At 66.0% G+C, this 12,730-nt stretch carries 10 protein-coding genes; 4 read left to right on the top strand and 6 right to left on the bottom strand.

Features of this window, described 5'->3' with window-relative positions; genetic code table 11:
* The first annotated feature begins 43 nt into the window (after positions 1 to 43).
* Positions 44 to 1,378, top strand: coding sequence for an MFS transporter (locus ACKTEK_RS14565; RefSeq protein WP_409166170.1), 1,335 nt, complete (start codon positions 44 to 46; stop codon positions 1,376 to 1,378).
* Positions 1,379 to 1,381: 3 nt separating this feature from the next.
* On the opposite strand, the gene ACKTEK_RS14560 is transcribed toward ACKTEK_RS14565, so the two are convergent.
* From ACKTEK_RS14560 to htpX, 5 genes are all read right to left on the bottom strand, one after another.
* Positions 1,382 to 1,708 (bottom strand): heavy metal-binding domain-containing protein, encoded by a 327-nt coding sequence (locus tag ACKTEK_RS14560; RefSeq protein ID WP_409166013.1) that lies wholly within the window; start codon positions 1,706 to 1,708, stop codon positions 1,382 to 1,384.
* Positions 1,709 to 1,733: 25 nt separating this feature from the next.
* A complete protein-coding gene (gene purH / locus ACKTEK_RS14555) occupies positions 1,734 to 3,320 on the bottom strand; it encodes a bifunctional phosphoribosylaminoimidazolecarboxamide formyltransferase/IMP cyclohydrolase (protein ID WP_409166012.1) in 1,587 nt (528 codons plus the stop codon).
* Positions 3,321 to 3,398: 78 nt separating this feature from the next.
* A complete protein-coding gene (locus tag ACKTEK_RS14550; protein ID WP_409166011.1) occupies positions 3,399 to 5,294 on the bottom strand; it encodes a heparinase II/III family protein in 1,896 nt (631 codons plus the stop codon).
* A gap of 136 nt (positions 5,295 to 5,430) precedes the next feature.
* A complete protein-coding gene (locus ACKTEK_RS14545) occupies positions 5,431 to 6,861 on the bottom strand; it encodes an RsmB/NOP family class I SAM-dependent RNA methyltransferase (RefSeq protein ID WP_409166010.1) in 1,431 nt (476 codons plus the stop codon).
* Positions 6,862 to 6,955: 94 nt separating this feature from the next.
* The gene (gene htpX / locus ACKTEK_RS14540; protein ID WP_409166009.1) at positions 6,956 to 7,891 is read right to left on the bottom strand and encodes a zinc metalloprotease HtpX; all 936 of its coding nucleotides are present in this window, start codon (positions 7,889 to 7,891) and stop codon (positions 6,956 to 6,958) included.
* A 154-nt stretch (positions 7,892 to 8,045) separates the two neighbouring features.
* Here htpX and ACKTEK_RS14535 point away from each other — a divergent pair, with 154 nt between their 5' ends.
* The 3 genes from ACKTEK_RS14535 (at position 8,046) to ggt (ending at position 11,517) form a co-directional block, all read left to right on the top strand.
* On the top strand, positions 8,046 to 8,252 hold the full coding sequence (locus tag ACKTEK_RS14535) for a DUF1674 domain-containing protein (protein WP_409166008.1): 207 nt from the start codon (positions 8,046 to 8,048) through the stop codon (positions 8,250 to 8,252).
* A 189-nt stretch (positions 8,253 to 8,441) separates the two neighbouring features.
* The gene (locus ACKTEK_RS14530; protein ID WP_409166007.1) at positions 8,442 to 9,656 is read left to right on the top strand and encodes a vWA domain-containing protein; all 1,215 of its coding nucleotides are present in this window, start codon (positions 8,442 to 8,444) and stop codon (positions 9,654 to 9,656) included.
* A 118-nt stretch (positions 9,657 to 9,774) separates the two neighbouring features.
* Positions 9,775 to 11,517 (top strand): gamma-glutamyltransferase, encoded by a 1,743-nt coding sequence (gene ggt / locus ACKTEK_RS14525; protein WP_409166006.1) that lies wholly within the window; start codon positions 9,775 to 9,777, stop codon positions 11,515 to 11,517.
* A gap of 74 nt (positions 11,518 to 11,591) precedes the next feature.
* On the opposite strand, the gene ACKTEK_RS14520 is transcribed toward ggt, so the two are convergent.
* The gene (locus ACKTEK_RS14520; RefSeq protein WP_409166005.1) at positions 11,592 to 12,494 is read right to left on the bottom strand and encodes a hypothetical protein; all 903 of its coding nucleotides are present in this window, start codon (positions 12,492 to 12,494) and stop codon (positions 11,592 to 11,594) included.
* Positions 12,495 to 12,730 lie beyond the last annotated feature (236 nt).

Genomic DNA, 12,730 nt, shown 5'->3' with positions numbered 1-12,730 from the left:
GCCAGCGCCGGTTGCGGGAACGCGGCGCGCGGTCGCCGGGTGGATGCTGTTCGACTGGGCGGCGCAACCCTTCTTCACAATCGTCACGACCTTTGTCTTCGGGCCGTATTTCGTCGCGCATGTTGCCGCCGACCCGGTTTCGGGCCAGGCGATGTGGGGCTATGCGGCAGCGGCGGCAGGCCTCGTCATCGCGATCATGTCGCCGATTCTGGGATCGGTGGCGGATGCGGCTGGCGCGCGAAAGCCATGGTTGCTGGCATTCGCCGCGCTGAAACTGCCGGCGCTCGTCGCGCTGTGGTGGGCGGAGCCGGGCAGCGCCGCCATGTGGCCGCTGCTGTGCTTTTCCGTCGCGACGATCGCGGCGGAATTTTCGATCGTCTTCAATGATTCCATGATGCCCCGCCTGTTCACGGCCGAACGCATGGGCCGCATCTCGAACCTCGCCTGGGGGCTTGGCTATCTCGGCGGCATGCTGGCGCTGATCTGCGTGCTGGGCTTTCTCGCAGGCTCCCCGGAAACGGGGCTGACGCTGCTGGGGATAGAGCCACTGTTCGGGCTGGACCCGGCCCAGCATGAGGGTGCGCGCATCGCCGGGCCGCTGGCGGCTGTGTGGTATGCCGTCTTCCTGCTGCCGCTGCTGCTGTTCACGCCGGATGCCGCGCCGAAGAAGCCCATCGGGCAGGCGGTTACTGCTGGCTTGTTGGACCTCGCCGCCACCTTGCGCGAGTTGCGCCAGAGGCGCGGGCTGCTGCGGTTTCTCGTCGCGCGGATGATCTACCAGGACGGGCTGACGGCGCTGCTGCTGCTCGGCGGCACGTTTGCCGCCGCGATGTTCGGCTGGCAGACCATCGAGATCGGGCTTTACGGGATCATTCTCAACGTCACGGCGATCATCGGCAATCTTGCAGCCGGGCCGCTGGATGACCGGGCTGGCTCAAAGACCGTCGTGATGCTGGCGCTGGCGATCCTGATCGTCGCCGCGCTTGGCATCGTCTCGACGGGCACGGATTTCGCGGCATTCGGTCTGGTGGCGCTGTCCCCGGCAGATGCCGGGGGACTCTACGGCACGGCGGCGGAGAAGCTCTTCATCGTCTTCGGGCTGCTGATCGGCATCGCCTTCGGGCCGGTGCAGGCGTCCTCGCGCGCCTATCTCGCGCGCAGCGTCGAGCCGCACGAGGCCGGTCGCTATTTCGGGCTCTACGCGCTGGCTGGCCGCGCGACGTCGTTTCTCGCGCCATTCCTCGTCGCGACCGTGACCGCGCTCAGCGGATCGACGCGGCTCGGCATGGCCATGATCCTGATCTTTTTCACGGTCGGCATCGCGCTGCTCGCGACGACGCCTTATCCGGCGTCGCGCAAGCTTGCGGGCGTTCGATAGCCGTCAGCCGGCGATCTTCACCGCCGTACCGCTGGCGGACACCATCAGCATTCCGCCGCCGTCGGTGCCGACGGTCTCGTAGTCGAGATCGACGCCGATCACCGCGTTGCAGCCGCGCGCCGCAGCTTCCGCCGCCATTTCCTCAAGCGCCGTTTCGCGGGCTTCCTTCAGCACCTTCTCGTAGGCGCCCGAACGCCCGCCGACGATGTCGCGGATGGAAGCAAAGAAATCGCGGAAGATATTCGCGCCGAGAATGGCTTCGCCGGTGACGATGCCGCCATATTCGCTGATCGCGCGGCCTTCGATGGTGTTGGTCGTTGTGATGAGCATGTGGCCTCTCCTCGTCGGTATCGGTTCAGTGGCGGAAGTGACGCATGCCGGTGAAGGCCATGGCAAGGCCGTGCTCGTTGGCCGCGGCAATCACGTCATCGTCGCGCATGGAGCCGCCGGGCTGGATCACGGCGGTTGCGCCGGCTTCCACCGCACTCAGCAAACCGTCGGCAAAGGGGAAGAACGCGTCGGAGGCAACCGCGCTGCCCTTCGTGCACGGTCCGTCCCAGCCAGCAGCCTCGGCGGCATCGAGCGCCTTGCGCGCGGCGATCCGCGATGAATCCACCCGGCTCATCTGCCCGGCACCGATGCCCGCCGTCGCGCCGTTCAGCGCATAGACGATGGCGTTCGACTTCACGTGCTTGGCAACGCGCCATGCAAACAGCATGTCGGCCAGTTCGCGCGCGTCGGGCTCGCGTTTCGTGACGATGCGCAGCTGGTCAGGAGCGATACAGCCATTGTCGCGGCCCTGCGAGAGGAAGCCGCCCGCCACGGTCTTCAGCGAAAGGCCCGGTTCGGCGGGGTCCGGCAGACCGCCGGTGACGAGCAGGCGCAGGTTCTTCTTTTCCGCGACGATGGCCGCCGCCTCGTCGCTCGCGCCGGGCGCGATGATGACCTCGGTGAAGATCTCGGTGATGGCGCGGGCGGCATCGGCATCCAGCGGGCGGTTCAGCGCGACGATGCCGCCGAAGGCACTGGTGCGGTCGCAGTCATAGGCCGCACGGTAGGCGGAGACGAGATCGTCCCCGACCGCGACACCGCAGGGGTTGGCGTGCTTGATGATGGCAACCGCTGCGCGCTCTGCCGGGTCGAACTCGGCGACAAGCTCGAAGGCCGCATCGGTGTCGTTGATGTTGTTGTAGGACAGTTCCTTGCCCTGCAGCTGGCGGGCGGTGGAGACGCCCTCGCGCGCCAGGCCGGCGCGATAGAAGGCCGCTGCCTGATGCGGGTTCTCGCCATAGCGCAGGCTCTGGGCACGCGCGCCGCCGAGCGCGCGGAAGTCCGGCGTCTCGTCCTCACGGTAGGCTGCGAACCAGTTGGAAATCGCCGCGTCATAGGCAGCGGTGCGGGCGAAGGCCTTGTGGGCGAGGCAGCGGGCAGTCTCGGCACTGACGCCGCCCTTCTCGCCCAGCTCCTCGAGGATCGCCGCGTAGTCCTGCGGGTCGACCACGATGACGACGCCGGAATGGTTCTTCGCAGCCGCGCGGATCATGGCCGGGCCGCCGATATCAATGTTCTCGATCGCGGTCGCGTAGTCGGCACCGCCCGCGACCGTTCGCTCGAACGGGTAGAGATTGACGCAGACGAGGTCGATGGCGCCGATGCCGGCCTTTTCCATCGCCTCCATGTGGGCGGGCTTGTTGCGGTCAGCGAGGATGCCGCCATGCACACCGGGATGCAGCGTCTTGACCCGGCCATCCATCATCTCCGGGAAGCCGGTCAGGTCGGCGACGTCGCGCACGGGCAGGCCCGCGTCCTTGATGGCGCGCGCCGTGCCGCCGGTGGACACCAGCTCCGCGCCGTGGCCGGAAAGGCCTGATGCAAATGTTTCGAGGTCCTGCTTGTCGGAGACAGACAGAAGCGCCCGCCGGATCTTGATCGTGTCAGTCATCGCGTATTCAGCCCGCGTTGTTCGTTTGCCCGGCCCACCTGTAGCGATTGTGACGGGCAGAATCACCCTGTCAAAAGGTCATGGCTGCGGCGCACCTGGATTGCGCGGGGCGGGTTCCGCGTCCGGGGTGTCGGTTTCCGCCGTTTCTTCGGCGGGTTGCTCGGGTGGAGGCTGCGTCGCGGGCGCGTCGGGCTCGCGCTGTTCAACCGTCGGCGATGGCTCATCGGCGGCGCCGGACTCGTTCTCCGACGTGTCCTCGGCCTCCTCCGCCTGTAGCGTCTCGGACGGGCGATGATCGGAGCGGATGAACGACCAGTAGACCCGGTGGTCGGCACCGAAACGCCCGGACAGGACGATCTGGCGCGTCTTGCGCGGTGCCTCGGGACCGTTGACGAAGACGCTTTCCTCAAGGCTCACATTGGCCCCGTCGGCATAGACGCCCCAGACTTCCTTGTTGCCGAGCCGCAGTTGCAATCCGCCTTCCTCCGCCGTGGTCAGTTCCACGCTGGGGTGAAGATGGAAGCGCACGGCGAAGCTGTTGCCGCCCTGCGGCACCTCGGCGCTTGCATCCAGCATCAGCGCGTCTTCGCCATCGAGACGCGTGCCGTCGTCGGAGAGAAGCAGGCGACGCTCATGGCGCACGCCGAAGCGGGCCGCGTAGCCATCGTGCCGGGCAATGAGTTCCTGCGAGGCCTTGCTGTCGAGGCGCTCCGCCTGAACCTTTCGCGGGCCGTCCACGAGAGCGCGACCCAGTCGGCGCGCGAGCCAGCCTTCGGGCAGGAAGCGGGCGCAGGAGGTTTCGTTGACCGTGACGGTCGAATGCGCAGCCGTGACGCGGCAGATCTGTGCCCAGTTGGACGCGGTTTTGCGGCTTGCGCCGCAATTGATGATCATGTGCCCGGAATGGGTCGACATCTCGAAGGCGGCGGCACCCGCATGCGCCCGGCCCGCAAGCCAGGGCGGGGGCGGCTTGCCGGTGTCGAAGATCACGGTCGCGCCGAGGCCGGTCAGCCGTTCGAAGCCCGAATGCGGCGCGCTGCGCAACGGTTCGCCGCGCGCGTCGTCATACGCCAGCAGCGTCGCGATCTCGGCGGTGGAGCTTGCGCCGGTGCCGTTGAGGCGGGCCAGCGTGCCGTCACGGTGCCGGAAGAAGCGCACCATCGGCATCATGCGCTCGATGGCGTTCATCAGTTGCAGCGGCGGCTCGAACGAGGTCGCGAGGTAGGTCTGGCGCAGCGGCAGCAGGTCCAGCAGCAGGTCGACGACGACGCTGGGGTCACGGCTGACATGGCCGCCATCGGAAAAGATCTGCTTGTCGATCTCGCGGCCCAGCCGCTTTCCCGCCTTGTCGATGGCAGGCGAATTGTCGCCAAGACAGATGCGCACCATGGCCACGGCAATCGCGGCCAGCAGGCGGGGGTGGCCGCCGGGGCCGGACAGGCGGCTGTAGTTCAGCAGGCTGGCCTGCAAGTACAGGCTGCGCATGAAGCGGGCATTGTCTTCCGGCGACATGGCATCGAGCAGGAACGGCGCATGGCTCAGCCACGCGATGACGCGGCGCGCAGTGGTCTCAACCGTCCACGCCGCCGGGCCATGTCGGGTCTGGTCGTCGAGCCAGAGGCGTATCAGTCGCACGGCCTGCGCATCGGCCAGTTCGCCCTGCACGGCGCGCAGGTGGCGCAACCATCCAAAGCCGTGCAGCGCGGTTTCCCAGTCCGGATTGACGTCTTCACGGTTGAAGGGCGAGACGTTGGCAGGCAGCGTCGCGGCCTTGCCGGCGAGCAGGAAATAGCCGGATGCGATGTCGTCACCCGTCGCGCGGTCGGCGTAGCGAATGTCGGGCGGGGCGATGCGGAGCCGGGCCAGCGGCTTCTTGGAGGCGGGCAGGTGCAGGGTGAGGCGGCGCAGCACGCCACGCGCCCGCCAGATGTCATGGCGTAGCGCGGCTGCCACCAGCCCCGCAAAACCATTCACCGGCACGCCCTCCGGGAGGACCTGTCGCCGCCTGGGTCCCGCCAACGGATACGCCCTCCCGAATTACACGCGGACATTCGGGTGCCCCCGCACCCCTTCTCCTTAAGGAATCGCATTGTGCGGACGTGAAAGCAATTCAATCGCTTATCAGGCGCGCGGCAAAAAACCCGTCCAGACCGGGATTTAGCGATCCATCGGGCGCCTTGACGGCCATGTCGGGGCGGGTGCGCAGGAAGCCGTCGGCGGTCAACGCGCCGGGCACTTGCGAGACTTCGCTTGCGTCGAGCATGTCGACCTTGAGCCTGGCCCCGGCAGCAAGGGCAGCCGCGACAGCGCCTTCGCCTTCCTCGCGCTCCAGCGAGCAGGTGGCAAAGACGAGCTTGCCGCCGGGCTTGAGCCACGCGGCGGCTCGCGTGAGCAACTCGGTCTGAAGCGCAGCCATTGGTGCGAAGTCTTCCGGCCCGCGCAGCCACGGGATATCCGGGTGACGGCGGATCGTTCCGGTTGCGGAACAGGGCGCATCCAGCAGGATCGCGTCGAATTTCGCCTGCGGGTCCCACTTGCGCAGATCGGCGACGACGGTTTCGGCCTTCAGGTTCAGGCGCTTGAGGTTTTCCGACAGCCGGGCCATGCGCGAAGCGGATCGGTCCACGGCGGTAACGCGTGCGCCGAGGGCTGCAAGCTGCATGGTCTTGCCGCCGGGTGCTGCCGCGAGGTCGGCGACCTCAAGTCCCGCGACATCGCCGAGAAGCTGCACCGGCAGCGTCGCGGCAACGTCCTGCACCCACCAGCGGCCTTCCTCGAAACCTTCACGCCCGGCGATGCGCCCGGCCTGACCCAGGCGAACCGTGCGCGGGGTGATGGCCTTGCCGCCGAGCTTCTCGGCCCAGGCATCGGCGTCTTCCGGGACGCAAAAATCGAGCGGGGGAATCTCGCCGTGGCTCGCCATGATGGCGGTGGCGACGTCGTCGCCATAGTGGGCGCGCCAGCGCGCGGCGAGCCAGTCCGGGGTGTTGAGGGCCGACTTGTCGTCGCGCGCCTTAATGGTATCGGCCTCGCGGGCGATGGCGCGCAGGATCGCGTTGACGAGATTGCGGAAATGCCGCGCGTTGAGGTCCTGAGCCGCGTCCCGGACCGCCATGTCGACTGCGGCGTGGGCGGGAATATCGAGAAACAGGATCTGCGCGGCGCCGACGATCAGAATCGGCAACGTGCGGCCGGAGCGCTTCGGCAGCGGCTTCTGGAGCCTCGCCGAGACCACGTCGCGCAGGAAACCCAGCTGCCGCAGGGCCGTCTGACTGATCATCGTGGTCAGTGCGCGGTCACGGCCAGTCAGCCGCTTGAAATCGGCCGCGATCCCTTCTTCATCGAGCGTCGCGTCGAAGGGCCGGCCATGGAACAGCACGCCGTCGACGATGTCGGCCGCGATGCGCCGGGGCACGAGGCCGTGATGGGCCTTGTGCGTGCGCGCCGGGCGCGTGTCCTCGCCCTTGCGCGCCGGCTTTGGATTGTTCGGGCGCTTGCCGGCAGGCGGTCTTCCAGCGGGCTTTCTCGGTGGTTGGCTCAACGGACGGCTTTCGCTCGAGGGTGAAGGGCGGGCGAACTCACATCACGGGGGCTGCCGCGTCAATCCCTCAAGCGCCTGCCTGAACGCGCCTGCCTCAGCCCCAGGGCCCGCGCGGGTCGGAAGATTGCGGCTGCGACCACGGCCCGCCATGTTGCGGGCTGGCAGGTGCCGCACCGCCGGACCCCATCTCCTGCGATATCTGCATCAGGGCCTTGATGCGGTTTTCGGTGTTGGGGTGGGTGGAAAACAGGTTGTCCATCCGCTGGCCCGACAGCGGGTTGATGATGAACAGATGTGCAGTGGCCGGGTTGCGCTCGGCGGACATGTTCGGGATGCGCTGCGCGGCCCCGGCGATCTTGTCGAGGGCGGATGCCAGCCAGGCCGGGTTCCGGCAGATTTCCGCGCCCATTCGGTCGGCGGCGTATTCGCGCGTCCGGCTGATCGCCATCTGGACGATGGCCGCACCCATCGGCGCGAGGATCATGATCGCCAGCGAGCCGATGATGCCGATGCCGCCATTGTTGGAATTGCGGTTGCCGCCGAAGAACATCGCGAAGTTCGCCAGCATCGAAATGGCACCGGCGATGGTCGCCGTCACCGTCATGATGAGAGTGTCTCGGTTCTTGATGTGGGCCAGTTCGTGCGCCATCACGCCGGCGAGTTCTTCCTTGCTCAGCGTCTGGAGGATGCCGGTGGTGGCGGCAACGGCGGCGTTTTCCGGGTTGCGGCCGGTGGCGAAGGCGTTGGGCTGCGGATTGTCGATGATGTAGACCTTGGGCATCGGCAATTCGGCATTGCGGGAGAGCTCCGCGATCATCTGGTGCAGCTCTGGTGCGGACTTGGCATCCACCTGCCGCGCGCCGTGCATGCGCAGCACCATCTTGTCGGAATTCCAGTAGCTGAAGGCATTCATCGCCAGCGCCACGAAGAAGGCGATCATCATGCCCTGCTGGCCGCCAAGGGCCGCGCCGATGGCCATGAAGAGGCCCGTCAGGGCCGCGAGCAGAAGCCCGGTCTTGAAGTAGTTCATCTTGGTCACAACTCCGCAAAGCGCGTCTTGGCTTGTCAAAAGCCCGGTGCTCGCGCGATCTAACGGGAACGCGTTTGCGTTCTATATGGTTGCGGGTGCCCAGCGTTCCAAGTTGCGGGCCAGCGCGACAAACGTGGATTGAACGGGCAGGGACATGGCAGACAAGGCACGACCGGAGAGCGCGGTGAAGGAACGGCGGATCGCGGAAGCGGCTGCGCGCGCGAAGGCCGAAGCCGAGGCTCGCCGCGCCACGCAGGATGCCGGGTCGAAGGTCGCACCGAAGGAACTCTACGGCCGCGACGGGCCGGAGCCGGTGCGCTACGGCGACTGGGAAGTGGGCGGCCTGGCGACGGACTTCTGAGACAAGCCCTCAAGGCGCGCACGATTTCCATGCGATTCCGGGTTCGATGCGCAATCGCGGTTACGGCTTGCTAACCCAACGGCAAGTCCAGGCTTTCGATATTCGATCAAATTCACTCTTTCTGCACGGTGGAGGCCGAAATTGGCGCCACGTTACGGGCAGTCCTGCCCGATTGGAGGGAGAGCGACGATGAGATCGACCGCGGCGGCACGCCTGAAAAACATGGGTGTGGCATGGATGGCCAACGAGCGCGGCGCAGCCGCGATCATCTTCGCACTGGTTCTTCCCATCCTCGCGATGATCATCGGCGTCGGCATCGACTACGGCCGGGCATCCAAGGCGCGCACGGTTGCCGCGAATACGCTGGACGCTGTGCTTCTGGCTGTCGGGCGCGATCTCTCCATCGGCACGGTGACGGCGAAGGATGCACCTGCGCGGGTCAAGACGCTGTTTGGTGAACTGGCCGCAGAAACCTCGCTCAACCAGACCGTCATCACGGCAATCAACACGACGGCGGATGACGCCAACGGACTGCTCAAGGCAACCGTGAAGGGCGATTCCCACGCCGCGTTCGGCGGGCTGTTCGGCATCAACGACGTCGCCTTCAACGTCGATGCTTCGGTGAACTACAACATGCTGACGGTCGAGCTATCCATGGTGCTCGATGTCACCGGCTCCATGTCGGGGAGCAAGATCGCCGACCTGAAGACCGCCGCGAAGGACCTGATCGAATTGCTGATGCCCGATGACGGCGTCGGCACCGACAAGGTGCGCATCGCGCTCGCGCCCTACGCCAACTCCGTGAATGTCGGCGACTACGCCTACGTGGCCACCGGCAACAAGAACACGCCATGCGTCATTGAACGCGACAACAAGGGCAAGTTCGACGACAAGCCTCCCAGCGTCGCCCCGTTCTCGGTCACGTGGTCCTGCCCCGGCTCGAAGATCCAGCCGCTGACCAATTCCCGAAAGACGCTCGTCGACCAGATCAACGACTACGGCGCGAGCGGCATGACCGCAGGCCATATCGGCATCGCGTGGGGCTGGTACATGCTGTCGCCCGAATGGAGCGCCGTATGGCCGACAAAGAGCAAGCCGGAGCCCTACAAGACCGCCAACCTGCTCAAGGTGCTGATCGTGATGACCGATGGCGAATTCAACACCTGGTACGTGAACAACGGCAGTTCCACCAAGCAGGCGGAAAAGCTCTGCAAGCGCGCCAAGAAGGAAGACATCGTCGTATACGCCGTCGCGTTCAAGGCCCCGCCGACCGCGCAGACCTTGCTGAAGGACTGCGCGACGACCAGCACCGATCACTACTTCAACGCCACCACCGGGGAGGCGCTCAAGGATGCCTTCGGCGCCATCGCAATCCAGATCCGCAACCTGCGGCTCACCTCGTAGGAAGCGCACACCTCTTCTCCCGAGCCTTGAACGGGCGGCCACGCTGGCCGCCCTTTCTGTATCCGTGCCAGGCGCTAGTTTATGGCTGGATTAAGTGAAACGAGGGAGGGTCGGGGCCATGCTTTCACACCGGATCGGCGCGCTGCTCATCGGACTTGCAGCGTTCATCACCGCACCGCTGGCGCTGGCGCAGGACGCGGTCATGCCCATCGTCACGGGCAACGAGCGGTTCCACCCGGTTCACGCGCGAAACGGCATGGTTGCCAGCCAGGAGATGCGGGCCAGCGAAATCGGCCGCGACATTCTCCAGCAGGGTGGCAACGCGGTGGATGCAGCAGTCGCGACCGGGTTCGCGCTGGCGGTGACGCTTCCGCGCGCGGGAAATCTCGGCGGTGGCGGGTTCATGCTCGTGCACCTGGCCGAGACGGCTGAGACCATCGCGATCGACTACCGCGAGACCGCGCCCGCCGCCGCGACCCGTGACATGTATCTGGATGCAAACGGCAAGGCGGACCCGAAGCTGTCGCGCGACAGCGGGCTTGGCACCGGCGTTCCCGGCACGGTGGCGGGGCTGGCGCTTGCGCACAAAACCTACGGCTCCGGCAATTTCACACTCGCCCAGCTGATCGAACCGGCCATCGCGCTTGCAGCAGAAGGCATGGTCGTTACCGACGATCTGTCCATGTCGCTCACGCAGGCATCGGAGCGGTTGCTGAAGCACCCGTCGACGGCGGTGATCTTCTACGACTTCGACGGAAAGGCCCCGGCACCGGGCACCCGCCTCGCCCAGCCGGCGCTTGCCGAGACACTCAAGGCAATCGCGGAGCGCGGGCCGGAAGCGTTCTACGACGGCGAGGTTGCCGAAAAGATTGCCACTGCGGTTCGCAGTGCCGGCGGCGTGATGACGGCAGATGATCTCTCTTCTTACGAGCCGAAACTGCGCGAGCCGGTGCGCGGCACCTATCGCGGGCACGAGATCGTCTCCATGCCGCCGCCCAGCTCCGGCGGCATTCACGTGATCCAGATCCTGAAGATGCTGGAAGGTTTCGATCTCAAGGCCAGCGGCCACAACAGCGCCGCCCATGTCCATCTGCTCACCGAGACCATGCGCCGCGCCTACGCGGACCGCGCGACCTATCTCGGCGACCCGGACCACGTGGACGTGCCCGTCGCGGCGCTCATTGACGAGGCGTACCTGATGGCACGCGCGCAGACGATCGACCTCGAAAAAGCCAGCGCGTCGGCTGATATCTCGGCTGGCGACCTGCCCGGCGAAGAAAGCCCGCAGACGACGCATTTTTCGGTCGTCGACAAGGACGGTAACGCGGTCTCCAACACCTACACGCTGAACTTCTCCTATGGCCTCGGGCTGGTGGCGGAAGGGACCGGCGTCTTCCTCAACAACGAACTGGACGATTTCGCCGCAGCCCCCGGCGTACCCAACGCCTACGGTCTGATCGGCGGGGAGGCGAACGCACCGGCTGCAAACAAGCGGCCGCTGTCCTCGATGAGCCCGACATTCGTTTTCCGGGACGGGACGTTGCGACTCGTCACCGGCACGCCCGGCGGCAGCCGCATCATCTCCATGACCGCGCAGGGGATTTCCGACATGGTGGATTTCGACATGAACCCGGCGGAAGCAGTCGCCGCGCCGCGCATGCACCACCAGTGGTACCCGGAAACGCTGTGGCTGGAGCGGGGCTTCAGCGCCGATACGGCTCGGCTGCTGGAAGAAATGGGACACAGCGTGAAGACCTGGCGCGCATCCGGATCGGTGCAGTCGATCATGGTTCTCGATGATGGCCTTCTGGCCGGCGCGTCGGATCCACGCCGGCCGGGGGCCGGCGTCGCGGGTCACTGAGTTTCCAAAGGCTCCAGAAAGCAGAAAGGGCGCCGTAGCGGGCGCCCTTTCGCTCCATCGTATGGAGGTCGGCCTTAGCTCGCCAGCCCGCCGGGGCGGCGACAATCGAACTTCATGTCGACCCAGTCGGTGAAGGGCGTGCCCTTCTTGGTCTCGAAGCGGTACTTGCGGGCCACGGCACCCTTGAACGTGTAACCACGCTTGAAGTGGGCGATGAAATGACTGCCGACCTTGCGGGCGATGACGTCGACCGTATCGGTGGCGCCATCGTTGCGGCGCAGGACAAGGCGGGTCTTGCCGGCCTTGTCGGTGCGGATGGACGCGGCGAGCACGACCTTCATCGGACAGGCGGCGTTGGCACGCTTGATGTTCAGGTTCACCGACGACACGCGAACCGGGCGGGCTGCGGCCGGGCAGACGACTTCACCCTGCATCACGACCTTGGCGGACTTCACCGAGGCACCGGGCCATGAGGTGTACGGGCTGCCGACTTCCGGCTTATAGCGGCTGTTGTAGGCACCCACTTCCAGGACGAGAGGGAAGCTGAAGCCGATTACCGTCTGCGTGGTGCCGGCGTAGCCGTTGCAGGCCTTCAGGGCATTCGAACCCATCGTGCCGTAGTGCTTCTTGCGAAACGGCAGGACGATGGACGCATTGACCGAACGCATGTCGCCACTGCGCGGCTTCACGTTGAAGCGCTGGCCACCGCCGGAACGCACGTCAGCGAACGAAATGACGAAATGCCTGGACGCATTCTTCACCGTGCCGCCGATGCGGACCGGGATACGCACCTGCTGATCCTTGAGGACGATCTTGTTGCCGGAACGCACGGCGACGAGGCGGGGGAGCGCGCCGAGAGCATTCTGGTTGGACACGATGCCAACGCCGCGCAGCTTGGTCTCGGCCTGGGCCGGGCTCGCCAGAAATCCCGTCGCAACAACGACGGCAATCGCGGCACTGAAAGTCGAGGTCTTCATCTTGTTTCTCCGTTGCAAAAACAGCCGCGCTGTCGCGACCGTGAGACGGAAAATGTGCCCGGCGCGCTGAACCGGCCCTGAGCCGTCCGTTCATGTCGAATTCATGTCGAGATTGGGGCGAAAAGCTGAAAGCGAAGTCCAATCAGAGACTTGCATGTGTTTCAGCGCCTCATCCGGCGGCGTGTACGGGGCGTGAAATCAACTCGGAAGATTTTTCTGAAAAAATTTCGCTGAAA

The sequence above is a fragment of the Tepidamorphus sp. 3E244 genome, from assembly GCF_046159835.1.
In the GTDB taxonomy this organism is placed as follows: Bacteria; Pseudomonadota; Alphaproteobacteria; order Rhizobiales; family Tepidamorphaceae; genus JACKJK01.
This window is presented reverse-complemented; position numbering and strand designations above follow the sequence as displayed.

What these genes read in the sequence shown, in the direction of transcription:
- ACKTEK_RS14560 (WP_409166013.1), bottom strand. Translation starts at nt 1,708, where the DNA reads ATGCTCATCACAACGACCAACACCATCGAAGGCCGCGCGATCAGCGAA.
- htpX (WP_409166009.1), bottom strand. Translation starts at nt 7,891, where the DNA reads ATGAACTACTTCAAGACCGGGCTTCTGCTCGCGGCCCTGACGGGCCTC.
- ACKTEK_RS14530 (WP_409166007.1), top strand. Translation starts at nt 8,442, where the DNA reads ATGAGATCGACCGCGGCGGCACGCCTGAAAAACATGGGTGTGGCATGG.
- ACKTEK_RS14565 (WP_409166170.1), top strand. Translation starts at nt 44, where the DNA reads ATGCTGTTCGACTGGGCGGCGCAACCCTTCTTCACAATCGTCACGACC.
- ACKTEK_RS14535 (WP_409166008.1), top strand. Translation starts at nt 8,046, where the DNA reads ATGGCAGACAAGGCACGACCGGAGAGCGCGGTGAAGGAACGGCGGATC.
- ggt (WP_409166006.1), top strand. Translation starts at nt 9,775, where the DNA reads ATGCTTTCACACCGGATCGGCGCGCTGCTCATCGGACTTGCAGCGTTC.
- purH (WP_409166012.1), bottom strand. Translation starts at nt 3,320, where the DNA reads ATGACTGACACGATCAAGATCCGGCGGGCGCTTCTGTCTGTCTCCGAC.
- ACKTEK_RS14520 (WP_409166005.1), bottom strand. Translation starts at nt 12,494, where the DNA reads ATGAAGACCTCGACTTTCAGTGCCGCGATTGCCGTCGTTGTTGCGACG.